Source organism: Stappia sediminis (assembly GCF_009826895.1).
GTDB classification, from domain to species: domain Bacteria; phylum Pseudomonadota; class Alphaproteobacteria; order Rhizobiales; family Stappiaceae; genus Hongsoonwoonella; species Hongsoonwoonella sediminis.
Genome location: NZ_WUMV01000002.1, coordinates 715768 through 739725, shown reverse-complemented (window position 1 = coordinate 739725; position 23958 = coordinate 715768). Strand labels below are relative to the sequence as shown.

The 23958-nt window shown below is 59.5% G+C and carries 21 protein-coding genes and 1 pseudogene; 5 read left to right on the top strand and 17 right to left on the bottom strand.

Annotated elements, in window-relative coordinates:
• Positions 1 to 136: 136 nt before the first annotated feature.
• From GR183_RS06885 to GR183_RS06815, 15 genes and pseudogenes are all read right to left on the bottom strand, one after another.
• Complete coding sequence (locus GR183_RS06885) at positions 137 to 1351, bottom strand: ArgE/DapE family deacylase (protein WP_312846793.1); 1215 nt, start codon at positions 1349 to 1351, stop codon at positions 137 to 139.
• Positions 1351 to 2625, bottom strand: coding sequence for an allantoate amidohydrolase (locus GR183_RS21780; RefSeq protein WP_312846786.1), 1275 nt, complete (start codon positions 2623 to 2625; stop codon positions 1351 to 1353). The genes GR183_RS06885 and GR183_RS21780 overlap by 1 nt, the downstream gene beginning before the upstream one ends.
• A gap of 204 nt (positions 2626 to 2829) precedes the next feature.
• Positions 2830 to 3897 (bottom strand): BMP family ABC transporter substrate-binding protein, encoded by a 1068-nt coding sequence (locus GR183_RS06875; RefSeq protein WP_160774820.1) that lies wholly within the window; start codon positions 3895 to 3897, stop codon positions 2830 to 2832.
• A 76-nt stretch (positions 3898 to 3973) separates the two neighbouring features.
• Positions 3974 to 4894 (bottom strand): ABC transporter permease, encoded by a 921-nt coding sequence (locus GR183_RS06870; protein WP_160774819.1) that lies wholly within the window; start codon positions 4892 to 4894, stop codon positions 3974 to 3976.
• On the bottom strand, positions 4894 to 5985 hold the full coding sequence (locus tag GR183_RS06865; protein ID WP_160774818.1) for an ABC transporter permease: 1092 nt from the start codon (positions 5983 to 5985) through the stop codon (positions 4894 to 4896). Before GR183_RS06865 ends, GR183_RS06870 begins: the two co-directional genes overlap by 1 nt.
• Positions 5975 to 7579, bottom strand: coding sequence for an ABC transporter ATP-binding protein (locus GR183_RS06860; RefSeq protein ID WP_160774817.1), 1605 nt, complete (start codon positions 7577 to 7579; stop codon positions 5975 to 5977). Before GR183_RS06860 ends, GR183_RS06865 begins: the two co-directional genes overlap by 11 nt.
• Positions 7580 to 7598: 19 nt before the next feature.
• A complete protein-coding gene (gene xdhC, locus GR183_RS06855) occupies positions 7599 to 8603 on the bottom strand; it encodes a xanthine dehydrogenase accessory protein XdhC (protein WP_160774816.1) in 1005 nt (334 codons plus the stop codon).
• Complete coding sequence (gene xdhB, locus GR183_RS06850; RefSeq protein ID WP_160774815.1) at positions 8600 to 10933, bottom strand: xanthine dehydrogenase molybdopterin binding subunit; 2334 nt, start codon at positions 10931 to 10933, stop codon at positions 8600 to 8602. Before xdhB ends, xdhC begins: the two co-directional genes overlap by 4 nt.
• Positions 10923 to 12404, bottom strand: a complete 1482-nt coding sequence (gene xdhA, locus GR183_RS06845) for a xanthine dehydrogenase small subunit (protein ID WP_160774814.1) — start codon at positions 12402 to 12404, stop codon at positions 10923 to 10925. The genes xdhB and xdhA overlap by 11 nt, the downstream gene beginning before the upstream one ends.
• A pseudogene (locus GR183_RS06840) lies at positions 12404 to 12711 on the bottom strand (hydroxyisourate hydrolase). The gene xdhA and the pseudogene GR183_RS06840 overlap by 1 nt, the downstream one beginning before the upstream one ends.
• Before the next feature lie 97 nt (positions 12712 to 12808).
• Positions 12809 to 13762, bottom strand: a complete 954-nt coding sequence (locus GR183_RS06835) for a LysR family transcriptional regulator (RefSeq protein WP_160774888.1) — start codon at positions 13760 to 13762, stop codon at positions 12809 to 12811.
• 58 nt (positions 13763 to 13820) lie between these two features.
• Positions 13821 to 14798, bottom strand: a complete 978-nt coding sequence (locus GR183_RS06830) for a quinone oxidoreductase family protein (RefSeq protein ID WP_160774813.1) — start codon at positions 14796 to 14798, stop codon at positions 13821 to 13823.
• Positions 14799 to 14907: 109 nt separating this feature from the next.
• Complete coding sequence (locus GR183_RS06825; RefSeq protein ID WP_160774812.1) at positions 14908 to 15639, bottom strand: TerC family protein; 732 nt, start codon at positions 15637 to 15639, stop codon at positions 14908 to 14910.
• Between the two features lie 25 nt (positions 15640 to 15664).
• Positions 15665 to 16387, bottom strand: coding sequence for a CDP-alcohol phosphatidyltransferase family protein (locus GR183_RS06820; RefSeq protein ID WP_160774811.1), 723 nt, complete (start codon positions 16385 to 16387; stop codon positions 15665 to 15667).
• Positions 16388 to 16606: 219 nt separating this feature from the next.
• Positions 16607 to 17263, bottom strand: a complete 657-nt coding sequence (locus GR183_RS06815; RefSeq protein WP_208999767.1) for a DUF2182 domain-containing protein — start codon at positions 17261 to 17263, stop codon at positions 16607 to 16609.
• A gap of 69 nt (positions 17264 to 17332) precedes the next feature.
• Here GR183_RS06815 and GR183_RS21770 point away from each other — a divergent pair, with 69 nt between their 5' ends.
• Positions 17333 to 17641: a hypothetical protein gene (locus GR183_RS21770; protein WP_208999766.1), complete on the top strand. Its 309-nt coding sequence runs from the start codon at positions 17333 to 17335 to the stop codon at positions 17639 to 17641.
• Positions 17642 to 17783: 142 nt separating this feature from the next.
• On the top strand, positions 17784 to 19022 hold the full coding sequence (locus GR183_RS06810) for a UbiH/UbiF family hydroxylase (RefSeq protein ID WP_160774810.1): 1239 nt from the start codon (positions 17784 to 17786) through the stop codon (positions 19020 to 19022).
• Here the strand turns inward: GR183_RS06810 and GR183_RS06805 are convergent.
• Both GR183_RS06805 and GR183_RS06800 read right to left on the bottom strand, forming a co-directional pair.
• Positions 19017 to 20105 (bottom strand): CaiB/BaiF CoA transferase family protein, encoded by a 1089-nt coding sequence (locus GR183_RS06805; protein ID WP_160774809.1) that lies wholly within the window; start codon positions 20103 to 20105, stop codon positions 19017 to 19019. The two genes, GR183_RS06810 and GR183_RS06805, sit on opposite strands and share 6 nt — an antisense overlap.
• A gap of 59 nt (positions 20106 to 20164) precedes the next feature.
• Positions 20165 to 21118 (bottom strand): AEC family transporter, encoded by a 954-nt coding sequence (locus GR183_RS06800; RefSeq protein WP_160774808.1) that lies wholly within the window; start codon positions 21116 to 21118, stop codon positions 20165 to 20167.
• A 175-nt stretch (positions 21119 to 21293) separates the two neighbouring features.
• Between GR183_RS06800 and GR183_RS06795 the strand changes: the two genes are divergently transcribed.
• The 3 genes from GR183_RS06795 (at position 21294) to hspQ (ending at position 23844) form a co-directional block, all read left to right on the top strand.
• Positions 21294 to 22172 (top strand): lysophospholipid acyltransferase family protein, encoded by an 879-nt coding sequence (locus tag GR183_RS06795; RefSeq protein ID WP_202395868.1) that lies wholly within the window; start codon positions 21294 to 21296, stop codon positions 22170 to 22172.
• A 110-nt stretch (positions 22173 to 22282) separates the two neighbouring features.
• Entirely contained in the window at positions 22283 to 23323 is a 1041-nt protein-coding gene (locus GR183_RS06790) for an HpcH/HpaI aldolase/citrate lyase family protein (RefSeq protein ID WP_160774807.1), read from the top strand.
• A 188-nt stretch (positions 23324 to 23511) separates the two neighbouring features.
• The gene (gene hspQ / locus GR183_RS06785; protein ID WP_312846792.1) at positions 23512 to 23844 is read left to right on the top strand and encodes a heat shock protein HspQ; all 333 of its coding nucleotides are present in this window, start codon (positions 23512 to 23514) and stop codon (positions 23842 to 23844) included.
• The last annotated feature ends 114 nt before the right edge of the window (positions 23845 to 23958 follow it).

Below are 23958 nucleotides of genomic sequence, written 5' to 3'. Positions count from 1 at the left end.
ACGCATTGCCACGCGATATGACCGCCGTGCCGATATCTTCATGGCCGCAATCACCATCGCTGCCATCGTCACATGGTGGATTCAATGAGTCCTGAGCCTAGTTTCACTCAGCGCATGGCACCAAGTAATTGAACAATCATTGCGTCAGTATATCTCTCACCGCTAGCGCGATGACTTCCGTTGCCGCCCGGAGGTCCGAGAGCATGACATGCTCATCCGCCCCGTGTGCATTGGCATCGGCAATCGATTGCGGCCCGGCCCCATAAAGCACCGTTGGAATGCCGGCTTGTGTATAGTGGCGCGCATCGGTGTAAAGCGGTACGCCGGTATCGCGCACATCTTCCGAAAGGACTTCACGTGCGTGGCGCTTGAGCGTATCGGCGAGCCTTTCGGTTCCGGGTACCGGCCGCATGGGATCGGCGAGCATGATGCGGCGGCACTCAACCTCGAGGCCGTCGCGTTCGGGAGCAGCAGATTCGACAAGGTCAATCAACGCCTCTTCAGCAACGTTGCCGTCTTCCTCCGGGATTAATCGGCGATCGACGCGCAGCGTTACTCGGTCCGGCACTACATTGGTGTTGATGCCGCCTTCAATGAGGCCGACGGTGAGCTGCGGTGTGCCGATGCCGGGAATTTCGCTGCGGATGCCAAGCAATCGTTTGCGCTCTTCATACAGGGCTGCGAGCACCGGCGTCGCAACTTCCAGGGCATCGATGCCCAATTCCGGCGTGGCCGCATGTGCCTGTCTGCCCCGGATGACGATTTCGAGATGAAGACAGCCGTTATGTGCCGTCGTCACCGCGTGGGAAAATCCGGCTGAAATTGCGTAGTCCGGCCTGGTAAGTCCCTGTTCCAGAAGCCATCTCGGGCCTACGAAGCCGCCAGCCTCCTCGTCATAGGTCAAATGCAGCTCCACAGTGCCGTTGAGCTTGCCTGGAGCTTCCTTCAACGCAAGAAGCGCAAAGGCATATGTGGCGAAATCGGACTTGGAAACCGCCGCGCCGCGACCGTAGATCGCCCCGGCTATTTCCTCTGCGCCGTAGGGGTCGCTCGTCCACCCCTCACCTGGCGGAACCGCATCTCCGTGCGCATTCAACGCGATAGTCGGTCCCGTGCCTTCGCCGAATTTTTCCCTCACTATGAGATTGGTTACGCTGCGCATTCCGTGCTGCTTCACGAATGGTTCGGGCACCGGGTGCCGCTCCACCTGAAAACCCAGGGCTTCCAGCCGGTTCGCCGTCTCCTCGGCATGGGTTACCGTGTCGCCGGGCGGATTGTCGCTCGGTATCCGTATGAGGGCTTTGAGAAAATCAATCTCGTCGGCCCATCGCACATCGATAGCGGTTTTGATCACGCGCCGGCCCCCTCTTGCGCGATCTCTGCCACCCAGCGGACCATCGCCTCGACTGCCACGCCCATATCCTCCACCGATACGTGTTCCGCCGGATTGTGACTTATGCCATTCCTGCATCGCACGAAGAGCATGCCGATTTCCGTCAGGGCCTTCATCGCCTGACCATCGTGTCCAGCGCCGGACATCAGCCGGTGCGGGCGGATATTCATGGAAGCGATCGCCCGTTCCGCGGCATCCTGAAAGACCTGGGCACAGGGAGACGTCTTCACTTCGTGAAATTGATCGAATTCGATCCGGCAGCCGCGCTTTTCGGAAATGCGGGCTGCTTCAGCCTTGATCGCCTCTATCGCCGCCGCCCGCGGCTCTTCGCGCGCCGCGCGCAGGTCCAGCGTCATCTTCACTTCCGCCGGTATGACGTTGACTGCCCCCGGTGAAACTTCAAGCGAGCCGATCGTGGCTACGACACTATCCCGTTTTGCGGATTTGGCGGCTACCTCGATGGCTCCGATCAAGTCCGCTGCGACGGACAACGCATCCCTTCGGATATCCATCGGCACCGTTCCGGCATGCCCCGCTTCGCCTTGCACGGTTATCCAGTGCCGCTCGGCACCTGCAAGCGATGTGACGATACCGATCGGCAATTCCTCGTTTTCAAGTACAGGCCCCTGCTCAATGTGAACTTCGAGATATCCGATGACTTTATCGGGATCCTCCTTGATACCTCCGATATTTTCCGGATCACCTCCGAACTCGCGCAAAGCCGCAGCAACGCTTATGCCATCCGAGTCGCAGGCGTCCAACTCGCCAGGAGGCACGGTTCCTGCAAGCGCCGAAGAGGACAATAACGTTGTCGGGAAACGGACCCCCTCCTCGTCACCGAACGCAAGCACATCGATATCGAATGGCAGTTCCATGCCGCGTTTTCGGATTTCGCGCGCAGCAAGGATCGCGCAGATAACGCCAAGTGAACCGTCGAATTTTCCCCCGTCGATCACCGTATCGATGTGGGAGCCAATAAGCAGGCGTTTTTTGCTATTCGCAGTGGATGGCGAAGAAAGCCTGCCGCGCACGGTTCCGAGGCTGTCCTCGGTTACCTCCAGGCCTGCTTGCCGCATCCATTCGCCGACAAGGTCAGCGGCCTTGCGGTGCTCGGGCGTCAGGTAGAGCCTCGTGAGCTTGTCTTCGTCAGCGGAAATTCGCGAAAGATCATCAATGAGCCTGGAAGCTGTCTCGCCCAGCTCATATGTGGATTGCAGCGGTATGTCAGGCACCACGGCCCGCTCCCGCGCTTACCATCATCCGATACTCGATGTCCCCGGAATCGGCTTTGAATTCGATAGGCGTCGTCATGATCCCGACATCCTATTGCCAGTTTCATGGCGAAGCCAACACTTCGTGGGGTGGAATTCGAATATTTTAAAAAAATCAATAGGAACCGTCGGAACGCGCCATGCGTCCCGACGGTTTGTCCTGACTTATTGCGGCAGCTTGTCGTCCACGCCTTCCACGTAGAAATTCATGCCGAGAAGCGTGCCGTCGTCGGCCGTTTCACCATCGGCAAGCCACTGGGTACCATCCTGCTTCTTGACCGGGCCGGTAAAGGGATGAAGCTCGCCGGATTTGATCTTGGCTTCCGTATCCTCGGCCATCGCCTTCACATCATCGGGCATGTTCGTGTAAGGCGCCATGGTCAAGATGCCATCCTTCAGACCATCCCAGCTCGACTGGGATTCCCAGGTGCCGTCGATGACCGCCTGAATACGCTTGATATAATACGCGCCCCAAGTATCCACGATGGCCGTAAGCTGTGTCTCAGGGCCAGCCTTGATCATGTCGGAAGCCTGCCCGAAAGCATGAATGCCGCGTTCCGCGGCAACCTGCATCGGGGCCGTGGAGTCGGTATGCTGGGTCAGGATGTCTACGCCCTGGTCGATCAGCGCCTTGGCTGCGTCGGCTTCCTTGCCGGCATCGAACCAGCTGTTCACCCATACGACCTTGAGCTTGAAATCCGGATTGACCGATTGCGCGCCAAGAAGGAACGCGTTGATGCCTTGAACGACCTCGGGAATCGGGAAGGAGGCGATATATCCGGCAACGCCCGTCTTGGACATCTTCGCCGCGATCTGGCCGATGATATAGCGGCCTTCGTAGAATCTGGAATTGTAGCTCGTGACGTTGTCAGCAGTTTTATATCCGGTTGCGTGCTCGAATTTCACGTCTGGATATTTTTTCGCGACCTTTATCGTGGGATCCATGAAGCCGAACGACGTCGTGAAGACGATGTCGCAGCCGGAGCGGGCAAAACGTTCGATCGCGCGTTCGGCATCCGCCCCTTCGGGGATGTTTTCGACGAATTTCGTGGTGACCGCGTCACCCATCAGGTGGTCGGCCTCCTGCCGCCCAATGTCGTGGGCCTGGGTCCAGCCGCCGTCGGTCTTGGAACCGACATAGACGAAACAGGCTTCGACCGGATCCTGCGCCTGTGCGCTGGCCGATCCGACAATTGCCGCGGCAAGGGTAAGTCCCAGAATTCTAAGCTTCATGATTGCAACTTCCTCTCTGGTTATTCCAAGCGGGTGTGAACGCGCTTTGCCCGTCCTCCCGCTCTCCATACGTCGATTATCTGTCCGGTACGAAGGGTTTTCCGAGCGAAGCCGGGGTATTCACAAGAGTCAACCGACGGTCGCGCGAGATGATAACGAGAACGGCAATCGTCGCAAGATAGGGGAGCGACGATAGCAACTGGGAGGGAATGCCGAAGCCCAGTGCCTGCGCGTGCAGCTGGCCTATCGTGACCGCGCCGAAGAGATAGGCTCCCGCAATCACGCGCAGCGGCCTCCAGGATGCGAAAACGACAAGCGCCAGCGCGATCCAGCCCCTGCCCGCCGTCATGTTTTCCACCCACTGCGGCGTATAGGCGAGCGAAAGCTGCGCTCCGGCCAGGCCCGCACAGGCGCCGCCGAACAACACCGCCAGATAACGAATACGGATCACGGATATTCCCAGTGTATGGGCCGATGTCTGACTGTCGCCGACGGAGCGCAACGTAAGTCCGGCTCGCGTGCGAAACAGGAACCATGCCACACCCGCGACAAGCGCGAAGGACGCATAGACGATGATATCCTGCTTGAAGAGGATCGGCCCGAAGAAGGGAATGTCGGCAAGCAGCGGAATTTCGATCGGCTGAAGCTTGGTGCCCGGAAGGCCGACGTAGGGCTCGCCGATCGCTCCCGAAAGGCCGAGGCCAAGCAGCGTCAGCGCAAGGCCGGTCGCCACCTGGTTCGTTGCAAGCGTAAGGGTCAAAAGGCCGAACAGGAGCGCAAGGAAAGCGCCTGCCGCCATGCCGCCGACGATGCCCAGGTAGGGACTGCCCGTGTTATGAGCGATGGCGAAAGCGGCTACGGCGCCGATCACCATCATGCCTTCCACGCCAAGGTTCAAGACGCCGGAGCGTTCCACCACCAGTTCGCCGATGGCGGCGATCAGGAGCGGCGTCGCCGCCGTGACGATCGTGACGATAACTGCGACAGCGAGTTCCATCAGTTTTCTCCCATCGCAAGCGCAGGCGTGCGCGTGGACACGAAGCGGATGCGGTAGAGGATCAGCGTGTCGCAAGCGAGGACGAAGAAGAGCAGCATGCCCTGGAACACGCGGGTGATCTTGTCGGAGAGGCCCAGAACGATCTGCGCTTCCTCACCGCCCAGATAGGAAATTCCAAGAAGGATGCCGGCGAAAAGAACACCGATCGGGTTGAGCCTGCCCAGGAACGCCACGATGATCGCCGTGAAGCCGTAACCTGGGGAGACCACCGGCCGGAGTTGCTGTACCGCGCCGGATACCTCCGAAATTCCGGCAAGCCCCGCAAGTGCGCCTGAAAGCAGGAAGGCGAAGAAAGTCATCTTCGCGGCGGAAAACCCGCCGAAACGTCCAGCCCTTGGTGCCTGACCCGCAACCTGGATTTCAAAGCCTTTCAACGTCTTGGAAAGCAGCACCGCAAGGCCGATAACCGCGAGGACCGCGAAAACCGCCCCGTAGTGCGCCCTGCCCGATTCCAGCACTTCCGGCAGGATCGCGTATTCGTGGAATGTCCTGGACTCGGGGAAGTTGAAGCCTTCCGGATTGCGCCACGGTCCGCGCACCAGCCAATCCAGGAAAAGCTGCGCCACATAGACCAGCATCAGGCTTGTCAAGATCTCGTTCGTCCCGAAGCGGGTTTTGAGAAAGGCCGGTATGAACGCATAGGCGGCGCCGCCAGCCATGCCCATGATGATCATGAGCGGAAGGACGAATGTGTTCTGCACATCCGGAAAGACGATCGGCATCATCGAGCCGAATACCGCGCCCATGACGAATTGCCCTTCAGCGCCGATGTTCCAGTTCGATGACAGGAAGCAAAGCGACAGGCCGGCGCCGATCAGGATCAGGGGCGCCGATTTGACCGCAAGTTCATGAAGGGACCAGGTGGAGGTCAAAGGGCTCACGAAATAGATGTAAAGCGCCTCCGCCGGGTCCTTGCCGATGACGGCAAACAGGATCGCGCCGAATATCAGCGTCAAGCCGATCGCGATAAATGGCGATGCGATCGAATAGAACGTCGAGTGTTCGGACCGCTTTTCGAGTTCAAGCCGCATGGGTCGCCGCTCCTCCGCCTTGAGCCGTGTGCGCATCGGTTATTCCGCCCATCAGCAGGCCAATCCTCTCTCTCGTCATGCTTTCCGCGGGCTCGGCGTCCGACAGCTCACCGCGCGAGATCACAGCGATGCGGTCGGCAACTTCGAATATCTCGTCAAGATCCTGACTGATCACGAGAACGGCGCTTCCCGCCCGCGCCAGGTCGATCAACTCCTGGCGGATCGTGGCAGCCGCCCCGGCATCCACGCCCCAGGTCGGCTGATTGATGACGATCACGCCCGGATTTCTGTCGAGTTCGCGCCCGACGACGAATTTCTGGAGATTTCCGCCGGAAAGCGACCTTGCCTCAGGGTCGTCATGCGACATACGCACGTCGTAGTTCTTCTTGATCTTTTTCTCCAGCTCCGCGGCGCGTGACCGGTTCACGAAGCCTGCGCGCACGAGCCCGTCATTCACGCCGTGGCGCGTCAGGACAATGTTTTCGGAAAGCTTGAGCCCTGGCACAGCGCCATGACCCAGCCGCTCTTCCGGAACGAATGCAGCGCCGGCCCGGCGCCTCTCATTAACGCCCTTGCGGCCGACAGGTTGTCCGTCGATCCGCACACTCTCGGGGAGGGCGGAAAGCCGTTCGCCGGATATCAGGTCGAAAAGCTCGCCCTGCCCGTTCGCGGCGATCCCGGCGATCGCGACGACCTCGCCCGCGTGAATAGTCAGGTCGACGTCGCGCAGCGCCACCCCGAACGGTCCGTCGGCTGGCGCGCTAAGCCGCTCGATGACCAGCCGCTCGTCTCCGGGGGCACCAGCGCTCGGCTTGCGCACGTCCTTGATTTCCGCGCCCACCATCATGCTTGCGAGCGTGGCGGGCGTTTCCTTTGACGGATCGCATTCGCTCACCACCTCGCCGTGACGCATGATCGTTGCGTGATGGCAGATCTGCTTTACCTCCTCCAGCCGGTGGCTGATGTAGAGGATCGCGCAGCCTTCCTTCGTAAGGCGCTGCAATGTAATGAAAAGCTGATCCGTCTCCTGTGGTGTCAGCACCGATGTCGGCTCATCCATGATGATGAGGTCCGGCTCCTGCAGCAGGCACCTCACGATTTCAACACGCTGGCGTATGCCGACCGGCAGGTCCGCCACGATCGCACCTGGGTCGAGTTCCAGGCCATAGTCCGTCGAGACTTTCCGGATGCGCTCCGAAAGCTCGCGTATCGACAGTTTTCCCGGAAGGGCGAGAGCGATATTTTCAGCGACCGTCAGCGCCTCAAACAGGGAAAAATGCTGAAATACCATACCGATACCGAGTTTTCTTGCCTCGGCAGGTGAGGTGATTGCAACTGGTTTCCCGCGCCACAGCAAGGCACCGTCGTTCGGCTCCAGGGCTCCGTAGAGGATCTTCACAAGCGTCGATTTGCCGGCGCCGTTTTCTCCCAGAAGCGCATGGATTTCCCCTGCCCTGAGATCGATCGAAACATTGTTGTTGGCGAGTATCTCGCCGAAGCGTTTCGTAATGCCCTGGGCCTGGAGCAGCAGGTCACCCGACCTTTCAAAGTCGCCCGCCTGCGGATCCTTTGCCGTTTGCGTATCGGTTTCCATTGCTCCCCCGTCGGGTGTGTTACCGTGATGTCCGCCGTGCAGACGCAAGTGAAGATGCAAGAGGCACGCCAGAATCGGACGCTCCGGCCGCCGTTTCCTGTCTCGCAAGCAGATCTGCGGCGACCGAAGCCGCAATAGCCGCCGGATGCTTGGATCGAATGGATTGGAGGCCGATCGGGCACACGAAACGATCGAGCGCGCCCTCGCCAATTCCCCCTGCCCGGAACCTGGACAGCATCCGCCCCCGCTTGGTCCTGCTGCCTATCATCCCGACATAAGGGATGCGTTCCATTCGAAGTGCTGTATCCGCGATCGTCCGATCCAGCGCGTGGCTGTGCGTCATGATGACCAGCCAGGCACCATCGGGCGCGTTGTTCAGTTCCTCGTCCGGCCGCTCGCTACAAACGCAGCGGCAGTTTGCCGGTACCATCGCCGGGAATGCGTCGGAGCGGCTGTCGATCCACGTGACATCGAACGGCAATGGCGCGAGCGCCAGAACCAGGGCGCGGCCTACATGCCCCGCTCCGAAGAGCCAAAGCTGCGTGCGCCGCTCGCCGAACGTCTCGACCAGTTCAGTCCCGTTCAATCGGATGAACGGTGCGTCGGCCGGCTCGACAATCTCACGCGGCCCGACCTTTCCATCACCTCCGACCAAGGCCCGCGTCGAAACTGGCCCGCCGCGTTCCTTCTCGGCCAGCCGGCTCGCCTCGTCACGGCGCTCGGCATCGATCACCTCCAGGGCGATGCGCACACGCCCGCCGCAGCACTGGCCAAGGTCCGGACCGAGCGAGAAACTTCTGAGCGACAGCCCCGCTTCTCCGCGTTTCAATGCCTCGCAGGCGATGGCGATCGCATCGAATTCCAACTGGCCTCCGCCGATGGTACCGGAGAAGCTGCGGTCGGGCCTTACCACCATCCGCGCGCCTTCCTCCCGCGGGCTTGATCCTTCCGCGGTCAATACCGTCACCAACGCGGAGGCGCCGTAACGCTCGAGCGCAGCGGATATGGTTGGCCAAACTTTCATTTTTCGGCGCTTTCCGCGCGTTTTATCGCCGTCACGGCCTTCAGGATCGCCTCCGGCGTTGCAGGCGCATCGAGCGGCGGAATGATCCCGGGCTTCAGGCTCGCAATCGCGTCGACGATCGCCGAGAACACGGAGTTTGCCAGCATGATCGGCGGCTCGCCGACGGCCTTTGACCGATAGATCGTATCCTGCGGATTACCTTTCGATTCATAGAGGGAAACGTTGAATTCTTCTGGCACGTCGGATGCCGTCGGGATCTTGTAGGTCGACGGCGCATGCGTGCGCAGGCGTCCCTTTTCGTCCCAGACCAGTTCCTCGGTTGTGAGCCACCCCATTCCCTGCACGAAGCCGCCCTCGATCTGGCCGATATCAAGCGCCGGATTGAGCGAATGACCGACGTCGTGGAGGATATCGACGCGGTCGACGCGCATTTCGCCCGTCATGGTGTCGATCGTCACTTCGGAACAGGCCGCACCATAGGCGAAATAGAGGAATGGCTGTCCGCTCGCCGTCTCGCGGTCCCAGGTGATATGCGGGGTTGCGTAGAAGCCTGCTGCGGAAAGCTGAATGCGGTTCAGATGCGCCTGCTTTGCCAGCGCACCGAAGTCTATCGCCTCGTTTCCGAGGATCACCTGATTGTCTCGGAATTCTATGGTCTCCGGCTCGATGCCGAATTCCTCGGCGGCGAAGGCCACCATCCGTGCCTTGATCGCCTCTGCCGCGCGCTTGGCGGCCATGCCGTTCAGGTCCGACCCGCTGGAAGCCGCCGTCGGGCCGGTGTTAGGCACCTTGCCCGTGTGGGTGGCGGTTATGCGCACGCGATCGAGCGAAACGCCGAATTCTTCCGCGACCACCTGCGCCACCTTCTGATAGAGCCCCTGCCCCATCTCGGTGCCGCCGTGGTTCAGATGGATCGAACCGTCCGTATAGACATGCACCAATGCGCCGGCCTGGTTCAGATGCTTCAGCGTGAAGGCGATGCCGAATTTCACCGGCGTAAGCGCAAGCCCCTTCTTGAGCACGTGGTTTGCGGCATTGAACTCTTTCACCTCTTCCCGGCGCGCCCAGTACCGTGAAGACGCTTCAAGCTGCGCCACGACGGAATGCAGCGTCTCATACTCCTCCACCGTCATGCCGTAGGGCGTGATATCCCGCCCCTCGCGATAGAAATTCGCCTTTCGGATCTCCAGCGGGTCCTTGCCGAGCGTAATCGCGATCGCATCGATCACCCTTTCGGCGGCAAGCGTGCCCTGAGGCCCGCCGAAACCCCGAAACGCCGTGTTGGAAACGGTGTCCGTCTTCATTCGCCGGGTGTTGATGATCGCATCCGGGTAATAATAACTGTTGTCGGAGTGAAACATCGTGCGATCGACGACACCGAGCGACAGATCGGCCGAATAGCCGCAACGCGCGAAATATTGCATGTCGATCGCGCGGATCTGCCCGCCATCGTCGAAACCGACCGTCCAGTCCGCACGGAAGTCGTGACGTTTGCCGGTCATGATCATGTCATCGTCACGGTCGAGCCGGCATTTGCAGGGCGCGCCGGTTGCATGTGCCGCAATCGCGGCGAGTGCCGCCCATTGATTGGCCTGGCTTTCCTTGCCCCCGAAGCCGCCACCCATCCGGCGCACCTCGATGGTGATCGCGGCATCCGGCTGGCCAAGAACCTTGGCAACCGTGTGCTGAACCTCCGTGGGGTGCTGGGTGGAGGAATAGACGTGCATATCGCCGTCTTCGCCGGGCAGTGCCATGGCCACCTGCCCTTCGAGGTAAAAGTGCTCCTGTCCGCCGATCCTCATCGAGCCCGCAAGCTTGCGCCCGGCCTGGACCATCCCCGTCTCGGGCGAACCCTTGCGGAACTGGTAGTCCGGCAAAACCGTGATGTCGGCGTCTATGGCGTCTTCGACGGTGAGGATCGGAGTGAGGTGCTCCACTTCGATTTTCGCCAGGCTTGCCGCGCGCCTCGCCTCATCCCGCGTTTTCGCCACCACCGCGAATATAACCTGGCCGTAGAACTGGATCTCGCCATCCGCAAACACCGGATCGTCGCCGATAGACGGCGAGCAGTCGTTTTTTCCCGGCACGTCGCTAGCCGTCAGCACCGCAATGACGCCGGGTGCATTTCGCACGGCCTCAAGGTCCATCTTGACAATACGTCCGCGTATGGCGTCGCGAGACCAGCCCGGAACCACATGTAGAAGACCGGCCGGTTCGCGAATATCGTCGATGTAGGTGGCGGTACCGGAAACATGCTTTACTGCGCTGTCGTGCGGCGACGGCTTGTTGATAACCGAATACTCGCTAGGTGCCGGATGCTCATGCCGCATGGACGCTCTCCACGTTTCGGTGTCCGGTCACACGGGTCTTCGTGTCGTCCGTGCCGCCCGCCTCCATCAGCGCCTTGGCAAGCAGGGCGCGGGCCGTTTCGCGGCGGTAGCCATCGCTCGCGCGCATGTCCGTCAGCGGCATGAAATCCTCAAGAATTGCCTTTAGCGCGGGCGCCCAGCTTGAGGGGCCGTCCATGCGCGCGCCGATCAATGCGGCTTCCGCCCCTGCGGCCCGCTTCGGCGTTGCCGCCATTCCTCCGTATGCGATCCGCGCCTCGGTGATTTGCCCCTGCACGATGGTAAATCGAAATGCCGCCATCACCGCGGAGATATCCTGATCGAAGCGTTTGGAAATCTTGTAGGCGCGGAACGTCTGGTTCGGATCCAGCTTGGGAACGTAAAGCCCGGTGACGAATTCGCCCGGTTCGCGATCCTGCTTGCCGTAGTCTATGAAGAAGTCTTCCAGAGCCAATGTGCGCGCCGCATCGCCCTTGCGCAATTCCAGGGTGGCGCCGAGCGCTATGAGCGCAGGCGGCGTATCGCCGATAGGCGAGCCGTTGGCGATGTTTCCACCCACCGTTCCGGAAGCGCGAACCTGCTTCGATCCGATCCTGCGGAACAATTCGCCGAGGTCCGGATCGACGCGGTTGAAATAAGGCTCTGCATCAAAGTAGGTCGCGCCGGCACCCAGCAGCAGACCGCTGCTCGTTTCCTCGATGCGGTCCAGCCCTTCGACGCGGCCAAGCCAGATGATCTTGTTCAATTCGCGAAGCTGCTTGGTTACCCAAAGGCCCACATCCGTCGATCCGGCCACGATTGTCGCATCGACGTGTTTTTCATACAGCGATGCGAGACCATCCACGGTGGCAGGCGCGGCGAAGAATGACGTTTCGGAGCCTACGAAGGCGTCACGCCCGTCCGCAAGCTCCTGCAGCGCCTTGCGCGTTTCGGTTTCACGCCTTGAAAATGCGTCGTCGACCGTATCGAAACAGGAGTTGAGGGCGGCATCGACGATCGGGCGATAGCCGGTGCAGCGGCACAGGTTGCCCGCAAGCCAATCGGTGACGGTCTTGCGGTCCGCCGTCTTGCCGGGGGCGTGGTAAAGCGTGAAGAGGCTCATGACGAAGCCGGGCGTGCAATATCCGCACTGCGAACCGTGAAAATCCACCAGCGCCTGTTGAACGGGATGCAGCGTTCCATCGCGCGCAAGATCGTCCACCGTGACGAGTTCGGCCCCGTCGACCTGCCCGAGGAACAAAATGCAGGAATTGATCGGGCGATAGGAAATCCGATCGCCCTCCACCCGGCCGACCGCAATAGTGCAGGCACCGCAATCGCCTTCCGCGCAACCTTCTTTCGTGCCCGTCAATCCACGCTTCAAACGCAGATAATCGAGCACGGTTTCGGTCGGCTTGAAGTCATTCACCTCGACGATTTCGCCGCGGTGGAGAAACCGGATGCAATCGCGCATCAACTCCCCCGATGTGTTGAATATCCGTAAGGCGACAAGAGCAGCGGCACACGATAGTGCGCTTCGGGCTCCGATATGCCGAAACGAATTGGAATCTGGTCGAGAAATGCCGGCTCTGGCAATGCGGCTTCGCCGGCTCGCATCGACGCGCCTTCAAGCGGCGGTCCATCGACCCTGCCGTCGTCATTTGTCAAAGCGCGCTTTATCAGGACACCCTCCTCCCCGATACGCCAAAGCTCTATGGCAAGCCCCGCTGCGGGTATACGCCCTTGGACGTATCGAGCACATGCGTGGTCAAACGTCCCATTCCGCATTCCCCTTTGATTGGAAGGCATGATTATCGATTGCGAATTGGGCACGCCAAAAGATGCTGCACCAATTAGCGTATGCGCACTAGCACAGATTCACGCACGCAACGATGCCATATCGGCATCACTTTCCGATAGCTGGCGTCTAATTGCGTCTGTTGCGTGATCAAAAAACATTGAAGCGGCAAGGCTCAGTGCCCGATTTGCGGAAATCACCACGGCAAAGCGATCGCGCCTCAAAGGTGGATCGTCGAGCTCGCGAAAGATCAGTGTGTTCGATGCACGCTCGTCCTCGATACCGAAACGGGTCTGGAAGGCGATCACCTCCTCGCCCCTTTTCACGAGCGAACGCATGAAACGCAGGGAATTCGCCTCCACGTAGGTCTTGCGATGGGAAGGCAGAGTGACAAGCACGGCGTCGAGCCGTTTTCTGAGAGATAGACCCTCGCTCGGAAGACAGAAAGGGAACTCGATACAATCTGCCAGTTGCAGCTGTTTTCTGGCCGCCAACGGATGATCCGGGCGCATGATGACGCCGATCGACAGGTCACGCTGGAACGCGACGGTCAGACCGTGGTCCCGCGCCGGCTCGAATGTGAACCCCACTTCAGCCTCGCCCGAGACGATGAAGCGATTCACCCTCTCCGAGCCACCCACCTTGAGCGAGACGTGAATGCCCGGAAACTTCGCCCGGAATGCGGAGACGACGTCCGGCAGCAGGCTGTCGCACACGCTTTCCACCGCGGCGATCGCTACGGAGCCGCGCCGTAGCCCTTTCAGGGCCTGCAACTCGCCGAGTGTCGCGTCGAAATCCGAAAAGGAGCGGCGTATATGCGCCAGGAGGATTTCACCGGCTTCCGTCAGTTTCACGCCACGGCCAACGCGCTCGAAGAGCTTCAGGTCGAGCGTGTCCTCAAGCCAGAGTATCTGCCTGTTGACGGCCGATGAGGCGACATTGAGCTCACGGGCGGCTGCGCGGATCGACCCCGCTGCGGCCGCCGCTGCAAAATAGCGTAATGAAGGCCCGTAAAGTTGTCGCGCCTGATCCAGACCTCTGTCTCCTTTTTTGAGGGGGTTGCCGGGCCTTTAGCCCGGCAACCGAAATCATTCAGGGAATCAAGACGGTTGCGCCCGTCGTTTTCCGCCCCTGAAGGTCCTGATGCGCACGGACTGCGTCCTTCAGCGCATATTCCTGATTTATCCGGATCTTCACGTCACCGGAGCGAACGACGTCGAACAGGTCGTTCGCGGTCTCCTCCAGGTCTGCACGTGCAGCGATATAGGTGGATATCGTCGGCCGCGTCGCGAAAAGAGATCCCTTTTGGGAAAGGATCGCCATGTTGAAATCGGTGATCGGCCCGGACGATTGTCCGAAGGAAACCCAAAGACCTAACGGCTTTATGCAATCCAGCGATCCGGGATAGGTGTCCTTTCCGACCGAATCGTAAACCACATCGCACAGCTTCCCGTTGGTGATTTCCCGCACACGTTCGACAAAGTTTTCTTTGCGGTAGTTGATGACGTGGGAATACCCGTTTTCAAGCGCGAGCTTCACCTTCTCGGGAGATCCCGCCGTACCGATCGCCGTCGCGCCCAACTTCCTCGCCCACTGGCCGGCGATCAGGCCCACGCCGCCGGCGGCGGCATGAAACAGGAAAGTTGTCTCGGCAGTGACCTTGTACGTACGCCGCAACAGATACCTTGCCGTCATGCCCTTGAGCATCATGGCCGCCGCGGTCTTGTCGTCCACGCCATCAGGGATCTTTACAAGCCGATCGGCCGCCACGATCCGCTCCTCGGCATAGGAGCCGAGCGGGCCGGCATAGGCGACGCGGTCGCCCGGTTTCAGGCTGTCGACGCCCTCGCCCACCGACACGACGACGCCCGCACCCTCGCTACCGGGAACAAGGGGAAGGCCGTTAGGCGCGGGATAAAGGCCGGAGCGGAAATAGACATCGATGTAGTTGAGGCCGATTGCGGTATGGCGAATGCGCGCCTCGCCCGCGCCGGGGTCGCCAACCTCGACTTCTTCCCACCGCATAACCTCCGGACCGCCAGTTTCATGAACCTTGATCGCATGAACCATTTGAGACACCTCGTTGGTCGTTCTGAGTTGCCCCGATCATGGCGAGCTTGGTGCCGCCGGGCAAGGCATGCCCGCTACCAGGCTGCGATACATCAAGAAATCCGAACGCTCAGGAGGAGGTCTTGCCTTCCCGCTTCCTGTTTCCGCGCGCCGCGATATTGATCATCTCGACGCCGGCGGAGAACGCCATGGCGAAATAGATGTAGCCGCGCGGTATATGGAAACCGAGGCCATCCGCCACCAATGCCACGCCGATCAGCAGCAGGAAGGCAAGCGCAAGCATTTTTGTCGTCGGATGGCGGTGGATAAATTCCGCGATAGGTCCGGAGGCCACATACATCACTGCCATGGAAATGATGACGGCGGCTATCATCACCTCGACATGCTCTGCCATGCCGATTGCCGTAACGATGGAATCGACCGAAAACACCATGTCGATGACGATGATCTGCGCAATGACCGACATAAACCCCTTGGCAGCCTTGTCGGCGACTTCCTCGCCATCGCCTTCGATGCCCTTGTGGATCTCGTGCGTTCCCTTGACCAGCAGGAATATGCCGCCGGCAAGCAGGATTATATCGCGCCAGGAGAAAGGCTCGCCGAATGCGGTGAAGACCGGCTCGGTCAGCCCGATCAGGAAGGTCAGCATCGAAAGCAGTATGATGCGGAAGACCAGCGCCAACGCGAGGCCGATCTGGCGCGCGCGTTTCGCCGCATTCGCTTCCAGCCGGCCCACGATCACGGAAATGAAGACGATATTGTCGATGCCGAGGACTATCTCCATCACGGTAAGCGTAAGGAGGCTCGCCCAGATCGCAGGGTCGGTCAGCCAGCTGAACATTCAAGGATCCCGGTCTTGGAGATATTTAGCTGTAACGATCGAGTATCTGCTGAACGGCACAAACGGTCAGAAGGTAGATGCTGGATAGCCCCAGCGCCCAGGCAGCCAGCGGATCGGGCATCATGGCTTGAGCGATAGCCGCCCCCGCCGCGACAAACCAGACGAAGGTGACCGACAGTGTCAAAACCCGCCATCTGGCGACGCGGACCGGGTGAACGAAGCGTATGGGCGCGAACGTCAGCGCGCAGAACGCGATGACGAAAATGATTGTGAAGGTCTCGGACGGAGACAGCGCCATCAATCCGAAGATGACCATGTTCCATCCGACTGGAAATCCCTTGAACGATCCGTCCGGCATCTTCATGCCGTTGTCGGCGAAGTAAAGCGCCCCGGTGAAGACCACCAGACCGCCGCAAATCCAGTTCCAGGGGGTGGAAAGCATGTCGCTTCCGGCAAGAACGAAAGCGGGCAGGAAAACATAGGTGGCGTAATCGATGACGAAGTCGAGCGCGGCACCCGACCAGCGCGGCATCCGGGTGGCGATCTGGAATCTGCGGGCAAGCGGGCCGTCGATCCCGTCAATCAGCAGTGCGACACCGAGCCAGATGAACAGTTCGCCCCAGTCGCCACGTGCGCCGGCGAGCAGCGCCAGAAGCGCGACAGGCGCGCCGAGCGCGGTAAGAACATGGATCAGGAAAAGGGCGCCGGGCGCCCCGTGTTCCGCTGTCTGCGCCTTGCCGTCCGCCATTCGTCGTTTTCCAGCTCCTGCCTGCGACACAGGGCCGCCCCCAAGCGCGAATCCAACCGCAGAATATCACGCCTCGTCAATATTTTGTGGATCCAGGAAAAATCGATCCCCTGCGGCAATGCTCATATCCGCGACCGTTGCCGAATGCGAGTGCGGATTTTCAAATCCGGCAATTTTGTACGCGGATTGGAGAGCACGCAACGAAACGGCCACCGGTCGTCAGCCCGCCAGCAGGGCCTGCCCGGCTGGGCTTGCGGCGACAAGCGCGCCCCCCCATGCCAGAAGCAGGATGCCGATCAAGCGCGAGGGCCAGAGAGAAAGAATGGATTTTTCAATTGCCATGAATGCACCCAAAACGGCGATCCAGAATATATTCATGACGCCAACGGCGAACATGACCGTCATAAGCGCCCAACAGCAGCCGAGACACAATAATCCTTGTTCGATTCCAAGCACATAGGCCCTCGGAACGCGGTTGGAAAACCGCATGGCGAAAAATTCGAGCGGCCGCTGGCACCGCATCAGGCAGGCCCGTTTCGCAGGCGTGAACTGGTAGATCCCTGCCGCAAGCATGGTGGTGCCGGCGAGCACCATCGTCGCAGGAGCCATCATTTCGGATAACAACCGCGCCTCGACAAGCAGCCACTGGCCGATCGTGGCAACCAGCGCATATCCCGCCCAAATGCTGAGATATCCAAGCGAAAGCGCGAATACGGGAGATAGCTTTGGCTCGCCAGGCGCGACCGTGACACCGGTTTCGGCATATGCGGAGATCATGGGTGCAGCGCTTGGCAGCATCATCGCCAGTGTCATCATCATCCACATCGCGAAGACCAGTCCGAAATCGACGGCTGTCCAGTGGGCTGTCGCTGGCATTCCGAATATTTCCGCGCCAGCTGGCAGGCAAAGCACCGCAAGTGCTGCCCGTGCCTCCGCAGACAGATCATGAAAAATATTGAAACTATTGAGTATTTGCATGCCGGGGCCAAGATCGGCCATGTCCATCACCGGCACCATTGCGGCAACCATGGCGCCAAGATACACCCAGCCGACAAGTGCCGCCGCCCCTACGGAAACAAAAACGAGGAATCGCATACGGCGAACTTGCGCTTCCGGCCGCCGTTGCGTGGCGGGCGAAACGATCCGTTCAATTTCCTGAACCTGGCTACCGGTCATCGAAACTCGCATGAAAGCCCGATCAATCTTTTCGCATTTCGCCACAACTGGCACAATTTACAAGAAACCGCGCCATAGGTAGAGGGGCGCTAATACAGTCGATTTGCACAAGGCGGCATTCGTTAGAAGCCTTATGCGACGAAACGCACGTTTGCACGGCTTGCATTTCCGGAAAAACAACTCAATTTCAAGTACACAACATCAAGAACGGAGCATCACAATGACCGCGAAATCTGCCGGGAAATCGCCCGCGAAAGTGGATGTGGCGGTCGTTGGCGCCGGACCATCGGGAATGGCCTGCGCAATCCTGTTCGCCCGCCAGGGGTTTTCCACCGCTCTCATTGCGCCGAGCGGACCGTCAGAAGACGGCCGAACGACTGCGCTTCTCGACTCCTCCGTCGAAATGCTGAAAAACCTCGGCCTTTGGGACGCCATTCGACCTCATGCGGCACCCTTGAGCCATATGCGCATTATAGATGCGACCGAACGCCTGATCCGCGCACCGGAAATCGTTTTCGACGCAAGCGAACTGAAACTCGAAGCCTTCGGCTACAATGTAGAAAACAAGGACCTCAACGCTATCCTTGCCAAGGCATGCAAGGGGGAAAAAGACCTGCAACGCTTCAACGCGCTTGCGGACACTCTAACCATCGGAGCGCAGAGCGTCAGTATCTCACTCGATAACGGTGTCATCGTTGAAGCGGCTTTGACGATCGGTGCGGATGGTCGGCGCTCAAAGGTGCGCGATGCGGCCGGCATAGAGGTTTCTGAATGGCGATACCCGCAGAGCGCGCTTGTTCTCAATCTCGAGCATCACGTTCCGCACTACAATCACTCAACGGAATTCCACACCAGAAGCGACCCCTTTACGCTCGTGCCCTTGCCGGGCCGTCGATCCTCGCTCGTCTGCGTGGTCGACCCCGACACCGCGGAGACCCTGAAGCGTTTGCCCGATGAAGAGCTTGCGCTGGAAATCGAAAGACGCGCCCAATCAGCCTATGGAGCAATGAAAGTCGCCGGCAGCAGGCAGTGCTACCCGCTCGGCGGTCTTAGCGCCAAAACCGTTGCGCGCAACCGCTGCGCGCTCGTGGGCGAGGCCGCCCATGTCTTTCCTCCCATTGGCGCGCAAGGCCTTAATCTGGGATTGCGGGATGTGGCCGCCCTCGGGGAAATCGTTGCGAACGCCCGCCAGCAAGGCATCGACATAGGCTCCGGCGAAGTGCTGTCGCGTTACGAGCGTGCGCGCCGCCCGGACATCCTTTCTAGAACGACAGGGGTCGATCTTCTGAACCGTTCGCTGCTGACCGACTTGTTGCCGGTACAGCTTGCCCGAAGTGCCGGCCTTTATCTTGCCGGCAAGGTCGGCCCCTTGCGCCGCCTTCTCATGCGCGAGGGTATAGCGCCGATGTTCTCGCGGCCCCGACTGATGAAAGGCTTCTCGCTCCCGCGAGCGTCATGAACGTCGTGTTCGCGCATTGCCTGGACTAGTGCGAAATTGAGGCTCGACGGGAACCACCGCGGCAGCGACTGCTTTGGTCAATCCGGCGACCTCGTGATCGAACAACCCACGTTCGAGGAAGTGGGGGTCGTTCATAGCCTCAGCCAGCGTTTTCACAGGCGTCGCGCAACAGTCCGCCTCGGCAAGGACCGGCTCCCACTCGGCTCTGCTGCGGCTTGAAATAATATTGCGGACGGCATCCATGGTCGCCGCGGGATTGACGGAATCGTTCCGAAGGTGTTCCGGCAGCCCGATCGCGTCGCAAAACGCGATCCAGAATTTCTGCTCAAGCGCCCCAACGGCAATAGCCTCGCCGTCGCTTGCGAAGTAGAGCTGATAGCGCGGCGATGCGCCGCTAAGAAGCGCCTTGCCGTTTTGCGGGGCCTTGCCCGTGGCTGCAAGCTCCGCATGCGCAAAAACCGCAAATGTGAACATGGCGTCGGCCATCGCAATATCGAGCCGCACCCCCTTCCCCGTGCGTTCCCGCTGGAGCAGAGCAAGTAGAATGTTCATGACCGCCGGAAAACTACCGCCGCCAATATCCGCAATCTGCGTCGGCGGTAACGCCGGATGCTCTGAACTGCCATGTGAAAGCGCCAGCAACCCGGTCAACGCCAGATAATTTATGTCGTGCCCGGCTTCACCGGCGCGAACGCCAATCTGCCCATAGCCCGTGATCGAGCAGTAGATCAGGCGAGGATTGATTTTCCGGACGTTTTCAAATCCCAACCCAAGCCGTTCCATCACGCCAGGTCGAAATTGTTCGACGAGAACATCGGCCTCTTCGATTAGAGGGATCAAAACCTCATGCGCCTTTTCGTCTTTCAGATCCACTTCGCGGCATATCTTTCCGCGGTTCAAAAGAACGAAAGGAGCGGACGCCTTGCCGATGAAGGGCGGATACCGTCTCAGATCCTCACCGCCCGGCCTTTCGATCTTCACAACCTCCGCACCGGCCTCAGCAAGGATTAGCGTAGCGAGCGGTCCCGGCAAAAGGGTCGTGAAATCAAGAACCTTTATTCCCTCTAGCGGTCTTGCCTCCATCAGGCGCCTCCCTGCTGTGCGGCTCGGGCTTCCTGCTCGCCGGAGCTCGAAGCGTCATTCTACTGCATCGGCAGAATGTCGTTGGTGATCGCATACATGAATGCGGTGACCGTGACGGTGGACAACACCGTTCCGATCAGGATCGCGCTTGAAGCACGCTGAACGTAGACGCCGTATTGTTGCGCGATCACGAAGACATTTGCGGCAGGAGGCAGGCAGGCCATGAGCACAGCCGTCGCCACCCAGGCCGGATCGAACCCGCCGATCCAAAGCAAAAGCGTGAGAATGATAATCGGATGCACGACAAGCTTGACAAGCAATACCACCGGCAGCTCCAGCGGTATGCGGCCCATCGGCTGAAGCGCCACGGTTACGCCCATGGCGAACAGGGCGCAAGGCGCTGCGGCATTGCTGAGAAAAGTCAGCAGGGTTTCCAGCGCTTGCGGTGGCTGAAATTCAACGGCGGCGGCAAGAACACCGGCGATGGTGGCGATGATGAAAGGATGGGTGAATATTCGCTGCAGAACGGTTATCGCGGTCTTGAGAGGCGGTTCGTCCTCCGTGCCGCCGATCGCCATCATGAGGGGAGCGAGTGTGAACAGCAGTATGTTGTCGAAACAGAAGATCAGCGCGGTCGGCACTGCCGCCGACTGCCCGAGCACGGCCAGCGTCAGGCCCGGTCCCATGTAACCAATGTTGGAATACGCACCGACAAGCGCTTGAATAGTCGCCTCCGGGATGTTGCCCCGCGAAGCAAGGATCCCGACGAGAAAAGCTATCGCGAAAGCGCAATAGGTTGCAAAAGTGGTTGCCGAAACATAGGCAACGTTGGTCAATTCCTCTATCGGCGTTTTGGCAAGCAGGCGGAAGAAAAGAGCGGGCAACGCGATGTAGATGACGAAAAATCGCATCCAATCGAGCCCGGATGCCGGAATTTTCCGGATTTTACCGGCCGCTACGCCAAGAAAGATCAGCCCGAAAAACGGTAGCGCCAGGGAAATGACCTTTTCCATGAAGTCCTTCCGGTAAGCACCCCGGGCTTAACTGACACCGGGCGGTTGCCAAGCCCGCGACACTTGAGTAATCACCGCAGGCCTAACGGGTAAGCCGTTGGCGGTCAACGTCACACACACGCGGCATTGGCGGATTTTCGCTGGTATTTCAGCTTGCAAGGAACGGAACAAGGGTTTGGCGCGGCGTAACGGTCCCCTGAAGATCATTCGCTACCGGATCGAATGGCTCGGTCTCAAAACCCTGCTGGTATTGATCCGCCTCATGCCCATTGACGCCGCATCGGCAATGATGGGCTGGTTCTGGCGTCATCTGGCCCCGTTCAACCACAGGCACAAGCGGGCTATTGCAAATCTTCAGGCGGCATTCCCCGAAAAATCTTCATCCGAGTGCGAAGCAATAGCGGGCGACATGTGGGAAAACCTGGGTCGTGTTACCGCGGAAACAATCCAACTCGACCGGATCGTCGCGGACCGTAGCCGATTCACCTTCGATCTTGAAAAGGCGCGCGAGCGTATCGACGGCGTCGGATGCGTTGTCGTTTCCATGCATAGCGGGAATTGGGAGGTGACGGCACTTGGCGGCATCGTTGCGGGGCACAAGCCCGCAGGCGTCTATCAGGCGACCAAAAACCCCTACTCGGACCGCGAAATCCACGAGCTTCGGCAAGGTCTTTATCCGGGCGGGCTTTTTGCCAAGAGCCACGATACGGCAAGACGTATTCTTTCAATCGTCCGCAATCATGGAATGATTTCATTTCTTGCGGACCTCAGGGATTTCCGCGGGCCCAAGGTTCCCTTTTTTGGGCGCCCTGCCTATGCAACCGCTTTTCCGGCGACGATTGCCAGGGGAAACAAGGTTCCCCTTATCGTTACCAGGGTCGTACGGGAGGGCGGAGCGAAGTTCCGCATCGAAGCGAAGCCGCTCGATTACCCCATCACGGGTGACCGAAAGGCCGATGTCGAAGAGACGACCGCCATGATCCACCGCCAGTTCGAGGACTGGATCCGCGAATATCCGAGCCAGTGGATGTGGATTCACCGAAAGTGGGTGTGAGCGGGGTCCGGAATTCCTTCTTTTTCTCTTTTCGGCGTATATGTGCACCGCAGCATAGCCTGCTATATGTAGCGGTAGCCGAATGATGTTGATAAGGAAGGTCCGCCGCCATGAAGACACCGCGCGCCTACTACCAACCGCTCGCTATTGGGGCTCCTGCCCCCTATCGCGAATTGCCGACCCGGCTGGAACGGATGATTCATTTCGTTCCGCCCCATATCGAAAAAATGCTCGCCAAGGTTCCGGACCTGATCGAATCCGTTGATGTGATACTCGGCAACCTGGAAGACGCGATCCCCGCGGATCAGAAGGTTGCCGCTCGCCAGGGCTTCATACAAATGGCGCAGGAAAACGAATTCGGCTCCACCGGCCTTTGGACACGCATCAATTGCCTGAACAGTCCTTGGGTTCTGGACGATCTTCTGGAGATCGTACCAGCCATCGGCAACAAGCTGGACGTGATCATGCTGCCCAAGGTCGAGGGGCCGTGGGACATTCACTATCTCGACCAGCTTCTGGCACAACTGGAAGCGCGGGGCGGGATTGAGCGGCCGATACTCATTCATGCGATCCTGGAAACGGCGGAAGGGGTTAAAAACGTCGACACCATCGCGTCCGCCAGCCCGCGTATGCACGGGATGAGCCTGGGGCCGGCGGACCTCGCCGCCTCCCGTGGCATGAAGACTACCCGCGTCGGCGGTGGACACCCCGATTATTCGGTCCTTTCCGATGCCGGGCACGAAGCGGCGCGCACAACCGTTCAGCAGGATCTTTGGCACTATACCGTTGCAAAAATGGTGGATGCCTGCATGTCGGCAGGTATTCGGGCTTTTTACGGCCCGTTCGGCGATTTTGCCGATGACGAGGCTTGCGAATCCCAGTTTCGCAACGCCTTTCTCATGGGCTGCGTTGGGGCTTGGTCCCTGCATCCACGCCAGATCGGGATCGCCAAGCGGGTCTTCAGTCCAGACCCTAACGAGGTCTCATTTGCTCGTAAAATCGTCAACGCGATGCCCGATGGTACCGGTGCCGTCATGATAGACGGTAAAATGCAGGATGATGCCACCTGGAAGCAAGCGAAGGTTATTCTCGACCTTGCCGAACGCGTAGCGTCCAAGGATCCGGAGTTTGCAGAAAAATACAGCGTTTGAGCGTGGCCTTCAGAACGGAAGGCGAGAAGCGGCTGTAAAATCGTTAACTTGACACGCTGACGCCATCGTGACCTTTAAAGCGCCCAAATTACGAACCTTTACAGGCGTGTTTGGAGTGAACCATGTAATGAATTCAGCGGCAAACCGGAATTGATCCGGGAAATCGGGAAAGACTGTCAGGCGGAGTGATTCGGAAAGTGCGTACGGCGAAGTTCAGCATCGGACAGGTGGTTCGCCACCGGATTTACCCCTTTCGCGGGGTGATCTTCGATGTGGATCCAACCTTCAGCAACACGGAAGAATGGTGGCAGGCCATTCCCGAAGACGTGCGCCCACGCCGCGACCAGCCATTTTACCATCTCCTTGCCGAAAATGCCGAGACCGAATACGTCGCTTATGTCTCCGAACAAAATCTCGTTCCCGACGATACGGGCGAACCTGTCCGGCATCCGCAGGTGCAGGAGATTTTCGAAGAACAGCCGGACGGCAGCTATCGGCCGCGCGACGTCGATCTTCACTGATCGGCAAAACCCAGAGCGCTCTCTCCAAAAACGAGACCACTCTCGCGTTCGCAAATCGCTCAAGGAGCTACATTGCGAGCACGCCCTGATAGCCAAAACCGATTCAGACTTGGT

Excerpts from the sequence above, each read along its gene's own strand:
- xdhA (WP_160774814.1), bottom strand. The coding sequence starts at position 12,404 with ATGCGCGATTGCATCCGGTTTCTCCACCGCGGCGAAATCGTCGAGGTG.
- GR183_RS06790 (WP_160774807.1), top strand. The coding sequence starts at position 22,283 with ATGAAGACACCGCGCGCCTACTACCAACCGCTCGCTATTGGGGCTCCT.
- GR183_RS06875 (WP_160774820.1), bottom strand. The coding sequence starts at position 3,897 with ATGAAGCTTAGAATTCTGGGACTTACCCTTGCCGCGGCAATTGTCGGA.
- GR183_RS06820 (WP_160774811.1), bottom strand. The coding sequence starts at position 16,387 with ATGGCGGACGGCAAGGCGCAGACAGCGGAACACGGGGCGCCCGGCGCC.
- GR183_RS06825 (WP_160774812.1), bottom strand. The coding sequence starts at position 15,639 with ATGTTCAGCTGGCTGACCGACCCTGCGATCTGGGCGAGCCTCCTTACG.
- GR183_RS06810 (WP_160774810.1), top strand. The coding sequence starts at position 17,784 with ATGACCGCGAAATCTGCCGGGAAATCGCCCGCGAAAGTGGATGTGGCG.
- GR183_RS21770 (WP_208999766.1), top strand. The coding sequence starts at position 17,333 with ATGAAAAATATTGAAACTATTGAGTATTTGCATGCCGGGGCCAAGATC.
- xdhB (WP_160774815.1), bottom strand. The coding sequence starts at position 10,933 with ATGCGGCATGAGCATCCGGCACCTAGCGAGTATTCGGTTATCAACAAG.
- GR183_RS06800 (WP_160774808.1), bottom strand. The coding sequence starts at position 21,118 with ATGGAAAAGGTCATTTCCCTGGCGCTACCGTTTTTCGGGCTGATCTTT.
- GR183_RS06805 (WP_160774809.1), bottom strand. The coding sequence starts at position 20,105 with ATGGAGGCAAGACCGCTAGAGGGAATAAAGGTTCTTGATTTCACGACC.
- xdhC (WP_160774816.1), bottom strand. The coding sequence starts at position 8,603 with ATGAAAGTTTGGCCAACCATATCCGCTGCGCTCGAGCGTTACGGCGCC.
- GR183_RS06865 (WP_160774818.1), bottom strand. The coding sequence starts at position 5,985 with ATGCGGCTTGAACTCGAAAAGCGGTCCGAACACTCGACGTTCTATTCG.
- GR183_RS06830 (WP_160774813.1), bottom strand. The coding sequence starts at position 14,798 with ATGGTTCATGCGATCAAGGTTCATGAAACTGGCGGTCCGGAGGTTATG.
- GR183_RS06870 (WP_160774819.1), bottom strand. The coding sequence starts at position 4,894 with ATGGAACTCGCTGTCGCAGTTATCGTCACGATCGTCACGGCGGCGACG.
- GR183_RS06815 (WP_208999767.1), bottom strand. The coding sequence starts at position 17,263 with ATGCCAGCGACAGCCCACTGGACAGCCGTCGATTTCGGACTGGTCTTC.
- GR183_RS06860 (WP_160774817.1), bottom strand. The coding sequence starts at position 7,579 with ATGGAAACCGATACGCAAACGGCAAAGGATCCGCAGGCGGGCGACTTT.